The sequence below is a fragment of the Sphingobacterium puteale genome, from assembly GCF_003627955.1.
Lineage (GTDB): Bacteria > Bacteroidota > Bacteroidia > Sphingobacteriales > Sphingobacteriaceae > Sphingobacterium > Sphingobacterium puteale.
The window spans coordinates 196,319-215,325 of the sequence record NZ_RBWS01000005.1 but is presented as its reverse complement, the minus strand read 5'-3'; the positions used below and the strand labels follow the sequence as shown (position 1 = coordinate 215,325).

Annotated in this window: 14 protein-coding genes; 11 read left to right on the top strand and 3 right to left on the bottom strand. The window is 43.8% G+C overall.

The annotated features are described in order from the left end of the window. Positions 1 to 76: 76 nt before the first annotated feature. Both D7322_RS06445 and D7322_RS06440 read right to left on the bottom strand, forming a co-directional pair. Positions 77 to 2,557: a glycoside hydrolase family 95 protein gene (locus D7322_RS06445; protein ID WP_121122425.1), complete on the bottom strand. Its 2,481-nt coding sequence runs from the start codon at positions 2,555 to 2,557 to the stop codon at positions 77 to 79. A gap of 3 nt (positions 2,558 to 2,560) precedes the next feature. After that, positions 2,561 to 3,802 (bottom strand): glycoside hydrolase family 71/99-like protein, encoded by a 1,242-nt coding sequence (locus tag D7322_RS06440; protein WP_121122423.1) that lies wholly within the window; start codon positions 3,800 to 3,802, stop codon positions 2,561 to 2,563. 253 nt (positions 3,803 to 4,055) lie between these two features. Here D7322_RS06440 and D7322_RS28400 point away from each other — a divergent pair, with 253 nt between their 5' ends. From D7322_RS28400 to D7322_RS06415, 6 genes are all read left to right on the top strand, one after another. Then, positions 4,056 to 4,196 carry a hypothetical protein gene (locus tag D7322_RS28400; protein ID WP_183078621.1) on the top strand — a complete coding sequence of 47 codons (141 nt, stop codon included), beginning with the start codon at positions 4,056 to 4,058 and terminating at the stop codon, positions 4,194 to 4,196. Positions 4,197 to 4,211: 15 nt separating this feature from the next. Beyond that, a complete protein-coding gene (locus D7322_RS06435; protein WP_121122421.1) occupies positions 4,212 to 4,793 on the top strand; it encodes an RNA polymerase sigma-70 factor in 582 nt (193 codons plus the stop codon). Between the two features lie 95 nt (positions 4,794 to 4,888). Beyond that, positions 4,889 to 5,887 (top strand): FecR family protein, encoded by a 999-nt coding sequence (locus D7322_RS06430; RefSeq protein WP_121122419.1) that lies wholly within the window; start codon positions 4,889 to 4,891, stop codon positions 5,885 to 5,887. Then, entirely contained in the window at positions 5,874 to 6,170 is a 297-nt protein-coding gene (locus D7322_RS06425; RefSeq protein WP_183078620.1) for a carboxypeptidase-like regulatory domain-containing protein, read from the top strand. Before D7322_RS06430 ends, D7322_RS06425 begins: the two co-directional genes overlap by 14 nt. 4 nt (positions 6,171 to 6,174) lie before the next feature. Then, positions 6,175 to 6,399, top strand: coding sequence for a hypothetical protein (locus D7322_RS06420; RefSeq protein ID WP_121122415.1), 225 nt, complete (start codon positions 6,175 to 6,177; stop codon positions 6,397 to 6,399). Positions 6,400 to 6,471: 72 nt separating this feature from the next. Next, positions 6,472 to 6,714 carry a hypothetical protein gene (locus tag D7322_RS06415; protein ID WP_121122413.1) on the top strand — a complete coding sequence of 81 codons (243 nt, stop codon included), beginning with the start codon at positions 6,472 to 6,474 and terminating at the stop codon, positions 6,712 to 6,714. 210 nt (positions 6,715 to 6,924) lie between these two features. Here the strand turns inward: D7322_RS06415 and D7322_RS06410 are convergent, their stop codons facing one another. Further along, the gene (locus D7322_RS06410) at positions 6,925 to 9,675 is read right to left on the bottom strand and encodes a substrate-binding domain-containing protein (protein ID WP_121122411.1); all 2,751 of its coding nucleotides are present in this window, start codon (positions 9,673 to 9,675) and stop codon (positions 6,925 to 6,927) included. Positions 9,676 to 9,966: 291 nt separating this feature from the next. On the opposite strand from D7322_RS06410, the gene D7322_RS06405 reads away from it, so the two are divergent. The 5 genes from D7322_RS06405 (at position 9,967) to D7322_RS06385 (ending at position 18,965) form a co-directional block, all read left to right on the top strand. Next, positions 9,967 to 11,289, top strand: a complete 1,323-nt coding sequence (locus tag D7322_RS06405) for a sugar porter family MFS transporter (protein ID WP_121122409.1) — start codon at positions 9,967 to 9,969, stop codon at positions 11,287 to 11,289. Positions 11,290 to 11,374: 85 nt separating this feature from the next. Further along, on the top strand, positions 11,375 to 12,331 hold the full coding sequence (locus tag D7322_RS06400) for a carbohydrate kinase family protein (RefSeq protein ID WP_121122407.1): 957 nt from the start codon (positions 11,375 to 11,377) through the stop codon (positions 12,329 to 12,331). A gap of 74 nt (positions 12,332 to 12,405) precedes the next feature. Next, complete coding sequence (locus tag D7322_RS06395) at positions 12,406 to 15,531, top strand: SusC/RagA family TonB-linked outer membrane protein (protein ID WP_121122405.1); 3,126 nt, start codon at positions 12,406 to 12,408, stop codon at positions 15,529 to 15,531. A gap of 89 nt (positions 15,532 to 15,620) precedes the next feature. Continuing rightward, positions 15,621 to 17,306 carry a RagB/SusD family nutrient uptake outer membrane protein gene (locus D7322_RS06390; protein ID WP_121122767.1) on the top strand — a complete coding sequence of 562 codons (1,686 nt, stop codon included), beginning with the start codon at positions 15,621 to 15,623 and terminating at the stop codon, positions 17,304 to 17,306. 54 nt (positions 17,307 to 17,360) lie between these two features. Continuing rightward, positions 17,361 to 18,965, top strand: coding sequence for a glycoside hydrolase family 32 protein (locus tag D7322_RS06385; RefSeq protein ID WP_121122403.1), 1,605 nt, complete (start codon positions 17,361 to 17,363; stop codon positions 18,963 to 18,965). The last annotated feature ends 42 nt before the right edge of the window (positions 18,966 to 19,007 follow it).

The following is a 19,007-nucleotide window of genomic DNA, read 5'->3' as shown; positions in this document are numbered from 1 at the left end:
TGGTCAATTGACCAAAGGACCTTTTTCGTTAAGTTTTTCCTTAGCTCATTTTTGTTGCATATAAAGCTTGCTCAAGCTAAAACATCTGAGATGTAATGTGGATAGATTTTCCTTTGATTCCTTCCACTTGGATCTGCTTACCTGCATAACTGATACAGATCGGTCCATTTTTGCTTGGGATAAGTTCGGCATGTTCAAGTACACCATTGCTCCACTGGATATTGACACTGATATTGCCGCGTGCTTTCAACCCAGTGATACTGCCTTTATTTATATGTTTGCTTAAAGCGGGTAACAATTCGATTAAATAATTGTTGTTTTTATCGCGTACCTGACTCTGTAGGAGCATTTCGGCGATGGCAGCTGTAGCACCAAAATTGCCGTCAATCTGAAAAGGTGGATGATTGTCAAATAAATTGGGTAAGGTCTTTTCACTGATAAGATTGTAAAGCAACTTGTAGGAATGTTCACCGTCATGCAGGCGGTTCCACATATTGATTTTCCAGGCCAGGCTCCAGCCGGTGCCATGATCACCCCGGCTCAGCAGAGTCTTCTTTGCTGCTTCGGCTAGATCGGGTGTATTGGCAACGGAGATCTGATTGCTCGGGTGTAGCCCAAAAAGATGTGAGGTATGTCTGTGATTCACTTCCGTTTCCTGATAATCTTCGATCCATTCCATAATCCGTCCGGTCTCTTTGCTGATCTGCGTAGGAATCAGTTTTTGTAGGGCAGCCTGGCATTCTTGCCTAAAGTCTGGATCGTTGTCGAGCAAGGTCGATGCTTCAATATAGTTTTGTAGAAGATCGCGGATAATCTGCGTATCCATCGTAGCACCATATGTAAAACTGGAAACCTCACCTGAAGGTAAGATAAAACTGTTTTCGGGAGAATGGGAAGGATTGGTTGTCCAGTATCCCGCAAACGGTTTATCAGAAGGAATCTGTATCATGAAATCCAATATAAAGCGGGCGGCGCCTTTCATAATGGGATAAGCCTGTTCTTTCAGAAACTGACGGTCGCCAGTATAACTGTAATGTTCCCAGGGATGTTGCGCTAGCCATGCTGAGCCCATGGGCCAAATCCCCTGTACGCCATCCGCCGGAGCGGTATAGCCCCAGGCATCAGTAAGGTGGTGCACTACCCAGCCCCGGGCCCCATAAATGGTGCGTGCTGTGCGTTTACCAAAGGGAATCAGGGCTGAAGTGAGGTCAAAGAGGGGCTGATGCAATTCGGACAGATTGGTTAGTTCAGCAGGCCAATAATTCATCTGCAAATTGATGTTGGTATGAAAATCGGCATTCCAGGGCGGGTCCATCTGCCAGGCCCATAGACCTTGCAGGTTTGCCGGCATATGCCCTGGGCGCGAGCTGCTGATCAACAGGTAGCGGCCATACTGGAAAAACTTGCTGATGAGTGCGCTTGGAATCTGCTTTTGTCCACGTGTAAGCTTAATCAGTGAATCCGTGGCAACCTGCTCCCATTTTTGCTGCTCTGCATCAGCGAGATCTAACTGTACACGTTTGAAAAAATGCTGGTAATCCGCAATATGCGCTTGCTTTAACTGTTGATAATCCGATTTTGCCAATGCGTGAATTGTCTCACGACAGCTTACCAACGGATCTATGCCAGCTTGTTTTGCGGAATAGCTGATCTGCTTTAAACCCGGATAATCTGTTGCTGCAGTGATCAGTAGTATGATCTCATCCGCGCCAGTAATAGTTATCCGGCCAGCCGTGTTGGTCAGCCTGCCGCCTTTAAGAAAAACTTTTGCAATAGCGGAAAATTTGGTACCCTTCTCGCCTTCGCTGCTTGACTGCCCGATCTGGCCTTGAAGCAGCAATTGGCTGGGATCTTTTGGATCCGTAAGACAAGTGAAATCCTGGGCACGCTTCCAGCTGAAGTTCAGGTCCAGTGCCTGCTTTTTGTTGGCACTATACCGAATGACCATGGCATTGGCTGGTGCTGAAATAAAGGATTCACGCGTGTATTTTATGCCTTTATATTGGTAACTGCTCTGCTGTATGGCGGTCTCCATGTTCAAAGAACGTTGATAGTGTTCAACGTGGAGATGCGGCATATCGAGCCACAATTCACCTAGCGATTGATAGGGCTTAATCCTTTTTGGAGTGCCCATCAGCGTGCTATCAGCCAGTTCGACGGCTTCCTTGTTTTTTCCTTCAAAGAGCAATTGTTGGATACGTGGAAGGTAGGTTTTTCCTTTTGGGTTATTGGGATCCTGAGGCGCACCGGCCCATAATGTACTTTCGTTAAATTGGATACGCTCATCGGCAATTCCTCCAAAGACCATGGCGCCAAGCTGTCCGTTACCCAGGGGCAGTGCTTCCTCCCAGACCTTCGCCGGACGCGTATACAGCAGGCTTAAGGGCGCTACGGAAAGTTTTTCCAAGGGTTTAATCTGCGCTCGGTCGGTCCAGAATTGATCTATCTTTTGTTGCCGTTGACTGGCAGCTGTGGTATTGTTTTTCTGTTGTTGTGCCTGACTTTGGGTAAAGCATAGGAGTGCCAGGAGCGTACTGCTTATAAATTTTATAATCATCTTTTAGTTTCTTTTTGGTTGCGTAACGGGTGCTGCGGTTTTAGCCTTCAGGTATTTGCCAGCTTGTCCCGTTAACCAAAGATAATGATCATTGGGTAAATTATCTTCAATTCCGATAAATGAACCTTCTCCATTGAGCGGAACATCTTTTTGATGCAGGGTTTTGAATATGGCCGTACCTTCATCGACCTCGTCAAACATGGCAATATAGAGCATTTCGGCACCAATAGAAAGATTGTGCTGTAGCTGTTTCCAATAAAAGTTGCCCGAGTCACGTGGTACAAAGGCGCGAGAACTTCCGGTCATATTGGTCCATGAAAAACCCGGAAAGCAGAGCGGAACATAGTCTACCTTGTTTTTTTTGCACCAGTCCATGTCGGCTCGAATCAAAGGTTTGAACTGGTCAAATCCGGCTTGATTATAACGGCCGACAAACCAGGGCATAATGATGTCGGACTTTTTGATCAAGCTGTGTAAGAAGGGATCAGATTCGGTGTCCTGGCGAAGTTCGCGCCAGTAGCTCGGAACACCCAATAGCACACTATAGCCATTTTGTTTGAGGTAATTGACAATGCGTTCGGCTGTTTTGAGGTTATACTTGCGGCCATCGTTGAAACCTACGCCCCACACGGCAATCAGTGGTTTGCCTTGATGGAACAGGTAGGTATGCGCTTTACTGCGTCGTTTTAATTCCCATTTCTTCTCCAGTGCAGCCACATCATCCATGAGAATCTTCTCGTCACCGTCCTTGATGCCACTGAGATCATACATGATACAGACTGCGCGGTCCGATTCATTGGCCGACTCAATTGCAGATTGCAGCACCTTGTTGAAATGATTTAACCCACTTGGATTGGCGATTTCGCCAACAAAACGTTGCATAAAAACCCCGTCAATACCATACTGCTTCATCCATTTAAAATGAAGATTGACGGAAGAATAATCATGAGCGCTGTACAATTTTGCGGGTTTGCCCGCCTTGGTCATAAAGGGACTGTCGTAGGTCTTCTGGTAGGCGCTAACATCAGGCCAAAAGTCGATATTCGTTGATCCGGGCTGAAAACCATTTTTTCCCCGATAATGGTACCACCCGCGGTCAGCACCGTCTCGTGGACTATTAAACCAGCCTTGGTAACCGGCCATGACCAGACCCTTGTAGGAATCGTATTGCTTTTGAGCCAATAACATGTTTGTTGGTAGCAATAGCATGCCGAGCACATAAAGTTTGAGCGTTTTAACTAGCATAAAGATTTATATTGTTTGTAACTCCCAATATCAACGGATACCATTAATAGTCCATTAACAAAAGCATTAATATACATAGAAGAACCAAAAGAAGGATGAAAATAAGTGTATTCGACGATCTAAAGCAAGCAGTTAAAGATCGCCACTGAGCCGGATGATGACCCAGCGAATGGATATGTTCAGTAGTAAAATGGGGGAGCATTTGACTTAACAGAAACATAATACTAAACAAACACTACCCACATATTTCTTTATGAATTTAGTCATGGAATATGTACACCTGTCGATCAGCTCCATAACAGAGATGAGCCAACTTCGGGTGGATGAAAAGATTCTTGGGGACGACTCGCTCCTGAAGACAGACATGGACAGATATAGCATTATATACGATTGAAATTATTAACCAGGGGTGAATTATCATAGCGCATCAGATCGTGAATTATTGGAAAGCTGTTGTCTTTATGAAGACCTGAAAGCTTATAATGAATTGGTGGCCCGTTACTCGCCCAAGCTTTATGCTGTCTGTAAGTATTATCTAAACGATACTTTTCTAGCAGAAGAAATTGCACTCGATGTTTTGTTCTGGCTCTGGAAGAAACGGCAGCAGCTCGAAATCCCCGTAAACGTATCGGCTTATCTGCACCGTGCTGCCCGCAATGCTGTCATCAGTCACATGCGGAAGCAAAGTCAGCATATTGTTTCGACAATTGAACAATATGCTGAAGATGATGTTGTCGAACAGCACATGGCTGATTATGCCATTATTTGCCGGGAAGGAGAAGATCAGTATAAACAGCTTCTCGCAGAACTCAGCCCGCAGCGCAAAGAAGTCTTTGTACTCAGTCGGGAAGGTGGCTTCAGCTACAAAGAAATAGCACAGAAGACCAATCTTTCCATCAATACGATCGAAAATTATATTTCCTCCGCACTCAAACATTTTCGAAAAGGCATCTTGCCGATTGTTATCCTCCTCCTTAATCAGCTTGTGTAGTGAGTTTTTTTTGTTGATTATCAGTTTGTTGTGATTTTCGCTCTTTTTTTATTGATCACGGTAGGTGGTAGGCAGTTATTTCTGCGCCTACAGTAATGAAGGAGCAAATAATGGGCGAACAAATGATTACAAATGAGCTGTTGAAGCGGTATCTTCAGGGAAAATGTACACGAGCAGAGAAGAAACTTGTTGCGGATTTTCTCGCAGATCCTGATCATACTGCTGTTCTTCATCGGCTGATGGAGACAGAAACAACATTTATATGGGATCGGCCCGAAGAAGTCGAACCTATCGATGCAGCGAAGATTTCCGAATGGCAGCTGCGGTTGAAGGAAAGAATAGGACCCGTACAACCCATGGTCCAAGCAGAAGAAACACAGCCTCCGATAAAATCAAAGATTGTTGCTATTGGAAAGAGAACAATACGATATGTTGCGGCGGCACTTCTATTCGCTATGTTGGCCGGATTGATTTGGTCGCTAATGCAACGCGATGATTTTAAAGAAAATCAGATTGCTGACTTAAAAAAGGAAATCGTCCCCGGAAGTGAAAAAGCCATCTTGAAATTGGCGGATGGATCCACGATCTCTTTGTCAGATGCAGCCAATGGAAACATTGTGGATCAAGGCGGCGTGAAGGTCCAAAAGACAGCGGAGGGTGAAATTGTCTATGCCGCTTCAAATAGGAATGCATCCCCGCAATCTTATAATAGTATTAGCACACCCAATGGCGGACAATACCGTGTCACATTGCCCGATGGAAGCAAGGCCTGGCTCAATGCGGCTTCTTCATTGACCTACCCTGTGGAATTTGAAAAAAAAGAACGTCGGGTAAAAATGACCGGTGAAGTGTACTTCGAAATAGCCAAAATCAGTAACGAAAATAAGGAACGTGTACCATTTTTTGTGGAGACCGATAAACAGGTAATCCAGGTGCTGGGAACCACCTTCAATGTCAACGCTTATGCCAATGAACCTTTTGACTGTACAACGCTGGTGGAAGGGAGCGTGTGTCGTCAATTTTTAACATTTACTATAACTACAAGACAAAAGTATGAATTTTCATCAAGTCATGCGTGTTATGAAACCAAGTAATGAAAAAAAGACGAAACGTTGGATTCAGACCACTACGATCCGTGGGCGGGTACTGGACGGAAGTACAGGACAGGCTTTGGCTGGAATTTCGGTGAGTGTCAAGGATACCAGGAATTCGACGTCAACGGATGCAAATGGAAATTTCGCTATCGGAATTTCCGGACAAAATGGAGTACTGGTTTTTACCTCGCTAGGATATCAGCGTAAGGAGTTATACGTCAATGTGAAGCAAGGCGATGTGACCGTTCGGCTACAAGCGACACACCCTGACATTTTCGGCTGACGTGATGAATCTGACCAACTTACTTTCCAGAAAATGGGGAGTACAGTACTTTTCGCCGAATACATTCAATTCCACCAGTTCGGTGGGATTGACACCGACGCTTTTTTCACCACAGCAGAATGAGGGAAATTGGCCTGTATTTGAATTCCGGAACCCCGGAACCCCGTATAGTATTGATTATTTTAATTCGCGGGCCCAGGTACAGCTCGGCTTGCGCTATTCATTTTAGATCATGTCACAGGATGAGGCATCCTGGGTTTTCTTGCCCCAGATGTCTATCTTGTTTAAATAAAAAGAAAATTTGGCTACCGGAATAGATAAAAAGCAGCATAAATTGCTGATAGAATGTATCGATAGGTTGCTTGAAGGAGAGACTGACCCACAGGAATGGCTCAAACGCAAAGAGGAACTGGAAGATAGATTTGGAGAATTACTCTGTGCGATACGACAGGTCGAACAGTCCATTGTTAATTATAAAAATTTGTATGCAAGTATTCGGCCTTTAGCGGCCAAAGCCCATCGGAGGCGCACTAGGAAATCATAAAAGTCTTTTCACAAAGATTCTGACGAAGGTAAGCAACATAAATTCCATTTTATAGGGATTAAACAATCGATTCCATAAAAGCGCTGATCTGTGGTCTTTAACTTCATTTCATAATGAAAACCGTTCTGGATAAACGCGAATCTCCCGATACCTAGGTCTTTCGAAGCTGCTGCCGATCCTATTTTTTTTAGTTTACGGCATTTGTTGCTATTATTTTCGGTCCAGCTCTTTTTTAAAAGTGCTTGGCGACTGTCCATATCTCTTTTTAAATGCTGAAGCAAAATAGGAAGCCGATGAAAAACCGACACTGCTGAAAATCTCATTGATATGGAGGCCATCTGCCATCAGGCTTTTGGCTTTTTTGAGCCTCCTTTCTACAATATATTCGCTGATGCTACAGTCGAGCAACTGTTTAACCTTTCGATAGAGCTGCACGCGCGATAAGTGAAGTTCGCTGGCAATATCGTCGACGCTCAGCCTTGAATCAGCCAGCTTTGATTCAACAATCGTCGAAAAACTATTGAGAAAGCGTCTGTCGCTCTCGTTAATGCTATCAGACTGTGAAGTATCAAATTGCTCCACAGTGCTGCTATATTTTTCTTTCAGCTGATGCCTCGATTGTAGGATATTGGCAATCCGCACCTTAAGGAGGGCTGCATTGAATGGTTTGGTAATATAGTCATCTGCTTTTAAAAGGCTTCCCTCAAGGATAGTCTCTTCGTTGGCAAGTGCACTCAACAGAATGACTGGAATATGAGCGGTCTGATAGAAGGTTTTAACATCTTTGAGGATATCTAGGCCGCTGCCGTCAGGTAGCATAATATCGGTGAGTACCAAATCGGGGAAGTGCGTTTTCATAAAATTATTGGCTTGACGCGAATCTCTGGCCAACAATAAATTGTAGTTGCTTTCTAAGATAGATCTGAGGTAGTCTCTGATTTCATCATTATCTTCGACAATCAGAATGCTTTTTGATTTATCAGAATGAAAGGAAAGATTCTTTTCGGGGGACTTGACCTCAGGCTCCAGATGTTCTTGCTGCTTGAATACGGGCTTTATGCCAGATTCATCTTTCAGGAGCTCTTCCTGCTCGTAATGAGCATTGCCGATGGGCATCCGTAGTGTAAAGATCGAACCATGGCCTAATTTGCTGCTGGCCGTGATCTGGCCATGATGTAGCTCGACAATCTGTTTGGCGTAAGCAAGACCAATCCCAGAGCCATTCCTGCTACCGGTCCCTTGATAGAAAGGATCAAAAATATGCTCTATATCAATAGGAGCAATTCCTAAACCATTGTCCAATACGCGTAAGTAGAAGTAATCTTTGAAGCTATTTTCTTCCAATGAGATTTCAATTCTTCCACTGGCTGCGGTATGTTTTATGGCATTGGAAAGGAGGTTGGATAGCACCTGTTCCATCAGGTATTCGTCAATCCATACTTCTTTTAATATACTTTTGTTAACGTAGCTGACGGATATTCTGTTTTTTTTGAGCAGCGGCTTGAAGCTGTTGATTACCTGTTGTATAAAAGGGTCAATCTGTACTGCTGAAACTTGAAGCTTGATCTTTGCTTTGCTGATGCGATGGATATCGATGAGATCGCTTACCAGGCGTTGCAATTTTTTCGCACTTCGTTTGACACGTGACAATTGATCTTTGATATCGTCGGCAAGATCCTTCCGTGTTTCGAGATCCTCTATCGGCGCCAGGATAAGGGTGAGGGGAGTTTTGAACTCGTGGGAGATGTTGGTAAAAAAATTGTTTTTAATTTCCGCTGCCTGCTGAATCTGACTGTTCATCTCAACGATTTGTTGCTGCTGGGACAAGATTTCGCCATTTTTGATTTCGAGATGTTTGTTCTTCTCCCAATTGCTTTTGATGACAATGACTGAAACACCGCCAAAAACGACTGCGAGCACCAGACTGACAACAAGGACATTGAGTACAGACTTTTGATTCTGATAAATACGGTTCTGTTCGGTAATAAATTCCTGTCTTTTGTCGATATCTATTTGTTGCTGTTGGATCTTATGGGATTGCAGTGCGAGTAGTTCTGCATTTGTTTTGTCAATAACGGAGGTAGCAAGGATGTTCTCGCGTTTATAAGGCTGATTGTTGATAATCGCTAGCGCTATTCGGATTGCTTCAGTGCCGCCTGTGGGGTACAGCATGGAAGCATACATATGGCCTTGCATAATCTGTTCCAAACCATTGCCTGGTCCGGGCAGCGCATCTACACCGATGATTTTAATATCTTTTTTGGACTGCGCTTCGTCCAGGGCTTTTTTTACGCCCATGGCCATTTGGTCATTGAAAGTAAAAATGACATCGCATTGCGCCATCTGACTGATGTGCTTTCGCGTTTCGGCATAGGCAGTATTTTTTTCCCATCCCCCGTGGATAATACTGCTTATTTGCATGCCAGATGCTGCCAAAATACTTTGTTTAAAACCCTTTTCGCGCTCGATGGAAGCCGATGTCCCCGATAGTCCGGTCACTAATCCGACTTTGCCTTTGCCTGGAAGGACAGTTTGACTATATTGACCTGCAAGTTTACCAATGGCCAGGTTGTCTGCCCCTACGTATGCATTATATTGACCCGAGGAGGTTTTGCGGTCGGTTACGATCACAGGGATATGAAGCTGGTATATGGAATCAACGATGGGAGTAAGCGGCTCGGCCTCATTGGGTGAAACGATCAACAAGTCTATATCTGCTTTGGCAAGTTCGCGTATCTGGTCAATTTGCAGTGCATTATTGCCATGGGCATCCCGGTATAAGAATTCAATGTCGGGATTAAAAGAGAGTTCGCGTTTCATTTCCTCGAGCATAGTCTGCCTCCAGGCATCGTTCCCAATGCATTGCGAAAAAGCGATGATCCGCTTCTTTTTTTGGCTTACTGATTGACAACCCAAAAAAAGGAATAGGATCAATAGGCTATAAACGGTGTGTCTTCCCATGATTTTTTTCCCTTTACAATCCGAATATACATCATTTCGCTTTTTTTAGATAATCAGTATATGGTTAGTGTATTCATTACACTAAAGTGGATTGAGATAAATATGTATCATTTTCTAAAGGATATGTCTAAAAACTAACAGTTTTAAAAGATTGTTTTATTGTAAATTATTGATATATAAAGGTTTATTGTGTTTTTTAAAATGTTACATAAATATATGTTTTTGCTGTGTCCAAATTTAAGTTAGCATGAATCCTGGGTTAAATTTGAGTTAATCAATTATAGGGAAAACATGAACAAAAATACCGTATTAGCCTGGTCATTTGTAGTGGCATTAGGCGGATTCTTATTTGGCTTTGATACAGCAGTGATTTCTGGAGCTGAAAAGGCAGTACAGGAGCATTGGCATCTAAGCGAGTTTCAGCATGGGCTTACAATGGCTATTGCCTTAATAGGTACTGTTGTCGGTGCTGCATTGGGGGCGTTGCCTTCGGATAAGCTTGGTCGGAAGAATACATTATTTGCTGTGGCGGCACTTTATTTTATTTCCGCCATTGGGAGCGCATTGGCGAATGACTGGACTGTATTTATTTTATTCCGTTTTTTGGGGGGAATCGGGGTCGGTGTGTCTTCGGTGACGGCGCCAATTTACATTTCGGAAATTTCCCCTGCGGCTTCAAGAGGCAAGTTGGTGGGCCTCTTTCAGTTTAATGTGGTATTGGGAATTCTGATTGCCTACTTATCCAACTATTTTATCGGACAATTGGGAGAAGAATCCTGGCGCTGGATGCTGGGTGTGCAATGCTTTCCGTCGCTCTTGTTCTTTATATTGATCTTCTTTATTCCCGAAAGTCCGAGGTGGCTGTTATTGCATAAAAATAATTTGTCCGAAGCAACGAAGATCATGAAAAGAATAAATTCTGAAGATTACGAGCTTGAAATCGAGAAAATTCAGGAATCCAATGATAAGATGGCGGGCGAAGGTAAATTATTTATACGTGAAAATGCCAAACCGATTTTGTTAGCCCTCTGTTTTGCGCTATTCAACCAGCTTTCGGGTATCAATGCGATTATTTATTATGCGCCGCGTGTCTTTGAGATGGCTGGCCTCGGCTCGCAGAGTTCGCTGCTATCCACAGTCGGTATCGGGGTAATCAATTTTATTTTCACCTTGGTGGCGATCAATTTTATTGATAAGGTAGGCCGCAAAAAATTGATGCTTGTGGGTTCTCTGGGTTTGATCGTATCGCTAGCATTGGTCTCGCAGGCTTTCTACACCGAACAGACAACAGGATTCGCCATTACCATTTACCTGATGAGTTTTATCGCTTTTTTCGCCTTCTCGCAGGGAGCAGTGATCTGGGTGTTTATTTCCGAAATTTTTCCAAATGATGTAAGGGCCAAAGGGCAGACATTTGGTAGCCTGACGCATTGGGTGATGGCAGCAATTATCACTTTTTGTTTTCCAGCACTGACGGAGATTCTTGGCGGTGGTGGCACCTTTCTGATGTTTGCCCTGTTTATGGTATTGCAGCTTATTTATGTAGTGAAATTTATGCCCGAGACAAAAGGACGGTCTTTGGAAGATATGGGGCAGACCATCAATCTGCATTAAATAGGTATTTGTAAGGGAAATTAAAATAATCAATTCGGTACACTGTTTTGGCACTCAGCCAAAGCGCGTATAAAAAAGAGTAAATATGAGAAACGGAGATAAATCAATACAGGGTATTTGTTTTGGAGAGGTTCTTTGGGACAATCTACCTACAGGCAAAAAACTGGGTGGCGCTCCTTTGAATGTAGCGTATCACCTGAATAAACTAGGTGTTGTGACGCGTATGCTGACACGCATAGGGCGTGATGAAAATGGAGATGAACTGCTTTCTGCGTGTGAGCAACTGGGAGTTCCGACAACATTTTTTCAGTTTGACGACAGTTTACCCACCTCAACGGTCGAGGTTACGATTGATGCGGAACGCAATGTACAATACGAAATCGTTTATCCTGTTGCTTGGGATAGAATAGCGGTGGATACTGTTGTGCTGGAAGCGGTTGCGGCCGTAGACTTTTTGGTATACGGCAGTTTAGCCTGTCGGGATGAGGTAAGTTTTCAAAGCTTGTTGTTGTTACTGGAAAAAGCACGTTTCCGCGTGATGGATGTCAATTTGCGCGCTCCATATTTCGGTCCTGAAAAAATACATAGCCTTTTAAAATACGCTGATTTTGTGAAAATGAATGCGGAGGAACTGCACATTATTTCGGACTGGAATGGTGCTACAGCTACCTCTACTGATCAGCAGCGTGTAGATCTAATCATGGAACGTTTTGCAATTCAGGAAGCTATAGTAACGTATGGTGCAGACGGAGCAGTGTATCATTTTAAAAGAGACAATATAAGTTACCATTTTCCGGCATTGAAGGTTCAGGTAGAAGATACGATTGGGAGCGGGGATTCCTTTTTGGCAGCTTTTCTGGCCAAGAGGTTTCAGATGCAGGATGGTGTTCAACTTGAGGAAGTACTGGAATTTGCTGCTACGCTCAGTGGTTTTGTGACGCAGAGCAGCGGTGCATGCCCCGCCTACAGTCCTGAAGATATCAACCGCTTCCATTGGCTGAATCCAATCTTTCGCGATAGCGACCTAAAGCTGAAACAATAGCTGTTTATGACAAAATAAAATAACCAACAACAAGACAAATAATCTAATTAATAATCTACTTATAATAACCAATTATGTTTACAAGACAGCAAGTGATGTTGCTCCCGTCTTTGGCGCTCTTTTCGGTAGCTGCTTTCGCGCAGCAGACAGAAATTCGGGGGCGGATTTCGGACAGCGGAACAGCAGCTCCTATCGCTGGAGCGTCATTAGTGGTCAAGGGCACCACTCAGGCAACCAAATCGAATGAAAAAGGGGAATTTGTGTTGCAGGTATCGGGTAACAAAGGTACTTTGGAAATAACCTATGTAGGCTATGAACCTCAGACTATGCAATTGGGTGATCGGAAATTTCTGGATATCCGATTGATCAGCACCGAAAAGGGACTTGACGAAGTGGTTGTTACAGGCTACCAGACCGAGCGCAAGAAGGACCTGACTGGGGCGGTAAGCGTCGTCAATGTGACAGAAATGATGAAAGCGCCTGAAAATAATCCAATGAAAGCACTTCAGGGACGCGTAGCAGGTATGACGGTAACCTCTGACGGTAGTCCCAGCGGAGCTGCCACGGTACGGATGCGCGGTATCAGTTCGATCAACAGTAGCCAAGATCCACTCTATGTCATCGATGGCGTACCTACACAGGGTGGAATGCATGAGCTTAATGCTAACGACATCGAGAGCATTCAAGTCCTGAAAGATGCCTCATCAGCAAGTATCTATGGATCACGCGCAGCAAATGGCGTTATCGTGATTACAACCAAAAGAGGAAAACCCGGCGCAACAAAACTTACGGTTGATGTCTATGCAACCAGCACACATTTTAACAACCGCATGAAAGTCCTTAATGCCCAGCAGTATGGACAGGCGCTATGGCAGGCTACGATTAATAGCGGTGGTAATCCAAACAGCAATAATATTGGCTATCAGTTTGAGTGGAACAATGACGCCAATGGTCTGCCACAGCTGAACAAGGTCGTTATACCACAATATATCGATCGTGAGCATACTATGTATGCCGCGGATACCGATTGGTTCGATGAAGTTTCCAAACCAGGTCTGCTCCAATCCTATAATGCCACTTTGAGTTCGGCGACGGATAAGTCGAGTTCATACTTCTCCTTGGGTTATCTGCGTAATGATGGTACTCTTCGTTATACAGATTTCCAGCGCATATCAGCTCGGATGAATGCCGATTACAAACTTTTTGATGGTAAACTGGTTGTTGGGGAGAATTTTACGGTGAACAATACAGGTGAAGTACAGGTACCCGGAGATGTGCTTGATCTATCCCTGAAAGCATTGCCTATCATACCGGTACATACTGTTGACGGCATTGGTTGGGGCGGTCCAGCGCTGGGAATGAACGATCGCCATAATCCGGTACGCCTGCTGCATGACAACAGAAATAATAAATACAACTATTGGCGGTTATTTGGGAATGTCTATGCCGATTTGCAGCTTATTAAAGACTTGCATCTCCGGACAAGCTATGGGATAGATTATGGTAATTATTATAAACGTAACCTGCAAGTTTCCTACCGTTCGGGTTTTATGAGCAGCGATAGAAGTGCTGTTAATATGGAACAGTCACATGGAATGAAATGGACTTGGTCGAATACGGCAACCTACCGAAAAGAGATTGCTAATCATACGATAGACCTATTGGCTGGTGTTGAAATGAATCGTCAGAATGATATTAATTTTAATGCATATACCGGTGGCGATGGGTCTTTTTCGATCGAAACGCCTGAGTATATGTGGCCTGGCGTGAGCACTGGAATTGCTGCCGTCGGTGGTACCTCGACAGGCTTTTCGCTCCTCTCTTATTTCGGAAAGGCAAACTATTCTTTTGATGACCGTTATTTGGCTTCCTTTACAGTGAGACATGACGGCTCTTCCCGTTTTGGCAAAAATAACCGCTTTGCAACTTTTCCGGCCGTAACAGCGGGCTGGCGGATTTCATCCGAACGTTTTATGGCGAATACCAAAGATTACATTTCTGATCTTAAATTACGTGTGGGCTGGGGGCAGACTGGTAATCAGGGAATTGGCAATCTAGCGACTTATGCACTTTTTGTGCCTGAGTATGGGATCGGTGACCCAACATGGAATATCGTCGACGGTACTGCTTATGATCTTTCGGGTTCGGGAACCGGAATCTTACCTTCGGGATACCGGAAAATTCAGACAGAAAACAACGACCTAAAGTGGGAAACTACGACACAAACCAATATCGGTTTGGACTTCACGCTGTTTGGCCAAAGTCTTTACGGGTCGGTTGATTGGTATGTCAAAGCAACGAAAGATATGCTGATTAATCCCGCCTATATTGGTGTTGTAGGTGAGGGTGGTTATCGCTGGGCCAATGGGGCCTCGATGGAAAACAAAGGCCTGGATTTTACTGTGGGGTACCGCAATAAGACCGCTTTTGGTTTGGATTATGATGTGACTGCTGTCTTATCGTCGTATAAAAACAAGGTAACTCACTTGCCTGTAGCCGTGGAAAACTCCTACGGTGGACGCCAGGGGGATAATATTATTGGTAGACCGTTGGGTTCGTTTTATGGTTATTTAACCGATGGAATCTTTCAAAATCAGATGGATGTTGACAATCATGTCAACCAAACGGGGAAAGGGATTGGGCGATTGCGCTACGTAAATGTATACGATGCAGATCAGCAAATTACAGACATGGACCGTACTTGGATCGGAAACCCACACCCTGATTTTTCCTATAGTTTGAATATCGCACTGAAATATAAGGGCTTCGACCTTTCAGCCTATTTTCAGGGGGTACAGGGGATAGATGTTGAAAATTGGCTGAAAAAACAGACTGATTTTTGGAGTGTAGATGATGTAAATTCCAACAAGGGCGTGCGCCTGCTCAATGCTTGGACACCGCAGAATCCAACTTCGACAATTCCAGCATTGCAGACGACAAACAATAATGATGAAGGCCGACTGTCCAATTACTTTATTGAAAACGGATCCTATATGAAACTTCGAAACCTGTCTATTGGATACACGTTACCCGCAGCAACCGCTTCTCGTTTGCGGATGAACCGGTTACGCGTCTACCTTACGGGACAGAATCTGTTTACTGTCAAATCGAAGAATTTTACAGGTGTAGATCCGGAGAATGTAGGCTGGGGCTATCCTATCCCTACGACATGGACTGCGGGAGTAAATATTGGCTTTTAGCAAAAAGAAACCGGGAATCCTTAAATAATGGACAAAATAACCAAAAGAATCATACATCCATATGGAGCATGTTAATAAATAGAATTCCAATGAAAAAAATAACCAATAAACTAGCGATAATAATGATGCTGTCAACCGGTCTACTTTCCGGATGTACCAAGTTTCTGGAGCAGACCCCCAATGCTGTACTCAGCTCCGACCAGGTAAAGGAACCTGAAAGATTACTGACGGCTACATATGCCGCTTTGGGCAATGACCATTATGATGTACCTTTTAGCCTCTGGCCTTATGGTACAGTAAGGTCTGATGACGCGTACAAAGGTGGTTCGGGGCCGCAGGATATTCAAACGTTCCATTTTTTGGAGGTATCCAGCAATATTACGACCAATTTTGCGGAGTTGGATAAACTATGGTTTCAGCTGTATGTAGCCATTTCACGTGCCAATACGACGATCAAAACGATTCAGGAAATGAATGGTTTTGAAGGGAAGGAGGGAAAATTGGCCGAAGCAAGGTTCCTGCGGGGGCACTTCTATTTTATGCTTAAGACGCTCTTTAAGTATGTACCCTATATCGATGAAAATGTGCCAATAGACAATTATGAAACGGTATCAAATCGAGCGTTGAGCAACGATGCACTCTGGCAAAAAATTGTCGATGACTTTCAGTACGCGGTAGATCATTTGCCGACCGCGCAAACGGCAATTGGTCGTGCCAACCGAATTGCAGCTGCTGCCTATCTTGCGAAAACATACTTGTATAAAGCTTATCGTCAGGACAATGCCGAGCGACACGCCGTAACAGGAATTAGTTCGGACGATCTGAATAAAGTGTTGGAAAATACAGACATTGTACTTTCCTCAAATCATGTACTTGAAGCGGACTTCGCTTTCAACTTTTTGCCCGGGAAATATGAGAACGGTACAGAAGCAATTTTTTCAGTTCAATTTTCAAAAGATGATGGAACTAAGTTTGGCCGTGTGAATTTCTCGGATGTGCTCTCTGTGCCAATGGGTGTGGGCTGCTGCGATTTTAATAAACCTAGTCAGAGCTTGGTGAATGCATTTCGCACGACAGGAAAGGGGGTACCCCTTGATAACTATAATACTTTAAATACGTTCAACGCTTCAGAAAAATATGATCCCAGGTTATTTCACACCGTAGCGATTCCGGGACTGCCTTATAAATACAATACCAAACGCACCTATCAAGAGAGCTGGAATCGTAATCCGGCAGACTATTCGGTCTATGCTTCGCTGAAAGAGAACGTTGATCCTGATTGTGATTGTTTTGTACCAATGGCTCCCTTTTTTGCGAATACGAAAAATCGTATTGTGCTGCGTGTGGCCGATGTCTTGCTAATGCGTGCCGAAGCACTTATAGAATCGCATCGTTCGGCCGAAGCCTTACCTCTGATCAACCAAGTACGTCTGCGTGCAAAAAATAGTGCCACAATGACGGGGTATGCTACAGATAAAATGCTGATCGAAACGTATAAAAATGGTGACAATATCATATGGAATGAGGAAAATGCACGGAAGGCTTTACGTTGGGAACGCCGTTTGGAATTGGCGATGGAAAATGGCCGATTCTTCGATCTGGTACGCTGGGGAATTGCGGATCAAACCATGAATGCGTATTATGAAACGGAGAAGTCACGGCGTTCTTATTATGCTGTAGCTCATTTTACGGCAGATAAGAATGAGTATTTGCCTATTCCCGAAGCACAGATCAGATTGAGCAAGTACCTCTATAAACAAAACCCAGGATATTAAAACACTGTAGGAATGGGCAGAACAATATGTATAATGGTATTATTGAGATCCTAAATGAGAACAAAATTATATTTAATTCCGGTGCTATGCTTGATGGCGTTGCTGACAAATTGTAAAAGTGTTGATCAAAGCTTGTCTCTCGATAAGCCGAGTGATCCAATAGCAGTAGATCGGTCTACTTCCTGTACTTCGGTACAGGAAGCCGGTCTGTTTCAGACTTTTTATAAGCCACAAGAAGGATTTGTCGGAGATCCCATGCCGTATTACAATGCCGATGATAAAAATTATTATTTGTTTTATCTCTACGAAAATGCCAATCGCCATCCGATTCAGGTGACCAAAACCAGCGATTACGCCACATTTGATGGTTTTACAGAAGTATTGCCTGCTGGGGTTATGGGAAGTCAGGATGAATGGATAGGAACAGGCAGCTTTATTAAAAAGGATCAGACCTATTTTTGTTTTTATACGGGGCATAATGGCAACCTGAATCCGGCCGAAAAAGTGATGATCGCGACTTCGACAGATTTACTGAACTGGACAAAGCAGTCCGCCTGGACAATACAGGCCGCTCCGGGTTATGACCAAAACAATTTTCGGGATCCTCATGTCTATTGGGACGAAACTCGCGGCAGTTATGTGATGTTGGTGACGACGCGTAAGGATGGCAAGGGTGCTATTGCACGATATATATCTGCAGATCTGAATAATTGGTCTAGTATAACACCCATTGTAGCGACAGATGCACAAGCTGTAGGGATGTATCAGATTGAAACGGATGCAGAAATACTGGAGTGTCCAGATCTATTTAAAATGGGTGACAAATGGTATTTAACATTCTCCCGGATCAACCGGGACGCGCATCGCAAGACTTTTTACCGCATTGCTGATTCACCCGATGGCCCCTGGAAAATATGTAGAGATGAAAACGGCCATCATGAAACTTTTGATGGCTTATACCTCTATGCTGGCAAGACAGCCAGTGATGGAACAGCGCGCTACCTATCGGGTTGGTGCTCTACAGGGCAGACCATCAATACTAATAATGAACTGCCCTGGTCTGGAAGCTTAATTACGCACAGGCTGCTGCAGGGGCCGACAGGGAGGTTATATCCGGTTATTCCCGATGCTGTGGACAATAAGTTTAATAAGGAGCTGTTGTTTGAAAAACTGAATGCCGTTGGAAATGTTTCAGAAAATAATAAAACATATCGTATAACAGCGCAGTCCAATCGGAGGAGCTATGCACAATTCAACCGGAACAAAACCGCTGTTAAAATATCAATGACGATAGATGCTTCGCAATCTGACCACTTTGGATTCACTTTTGGTGCTTGTGACAATCCTTCTGAGTTGTATAGTATTGCCTTCGACCTAACTTCTGCAAATCGCTGGGGCATGCCTTCGCTCTTTATGCATCGGGAACTCAGTCTTGTGGGAACAGCTGGAAAAACAGAACTTAACTTTACGCCGTTGATCATACCTGCCGATAAACGTTTTGACGTAAAAATTGTCATCGAAAAATCTATCTGTGTGGTCTATGTTAATAATAATGTCGCTTTTACCAATCGTATTTATAAAATGGAGCATAATCCATGGACGATTTATGCTGATCAGGGTACCATTAAAGTCAATACGATGAAAGTCGAGAAATCATAAAAATTATCACTATTTTATGGACAGACATAAATAACCTAAAAT

Bases quoted from the DNA above. Each gene is read 5' to 3' on its own strand.
- D7322_RS06445 (WP_121122425.1), bottom strand. From the start codon at position 2,557: ATGATTATAAAATTTATAAGCAGTACGCTCCTGGCACTCCTATGCTTT.
- D7322_RS06385 (WP_121122403.1), top strand. From the start codon at position 17,361: ATGAGAACAAAATTATATTTAATTCCGGTGCTATGCTTGATGGCGTTG.
- D7322_RS28400 (WP_183078621.1), top strand. From the start codon at position 4,056: ATGAATTTAGTCATGGAATATGTACACCTGTCGATCAGCTCCATAACA.
- D7322_RS06410 (WP_121122411.1), bottom strand. From the start codon at position 9,675: ATGGGAAGACACACCGTTTATAGCCTATTGATCCTATTCCTTTTTTTG.
- D7322_RS06405 (WP_121122409.1), top strand. From the start codon at position 9,967: ATGAACAAAAATACCGTATTAGCCTGGTCATTTGTAGTGGCATTAGGC.
- D7322_RS06395 (WP_121122405.1), top strand. From the start codon at position 12,406: ATGTTTACAAGACAGCAAGTGATGTTGCTCCCGTCTTTGGCGCTCTTT.
- D7322_RS06400 (WP_121122407.1), top strand. From the start codon at position 11,375: ATGAGAAACGGAGATAAATCAATACAGGGTATTTGTTTTGGAGAGGTT.
- D7322_RS06440 (WP_121122423.1), bottom strand. From the start codon at position 3,802: ATGCTAGTTAAAACGCTCAAACTTTATGTGCTCGGCATGCTATTGCTA.
- D7322_RS06425 (WP_183078620.1), top strand. From the start codon at position 5,874: ATGAAACCAAGTAATGAAAAAAAGACGAAACGTTGGATTCAGACCACT.
- D7322_RS06390 (WP_121122767.1), top strand. From the start codon at position 15,621: ATGAAAAAAATAACCAATAAACTAGCGATAATAATGATGCTGTCAACC.
- D7322_RS06430 (WP_121122419.1), top strand. From the start codon at position 4,889: ATGAAGGAGCAAATAATGGGCGAACAAATGATTACAAATGAGCTGTTG.
- D7322_RS06420 (WP_121122415.1), top strand. From the start codon at position 6,175: ATGAATCTGACCAACTTACTTTCCAGAAAATGGGGAGTACAGTACTTT.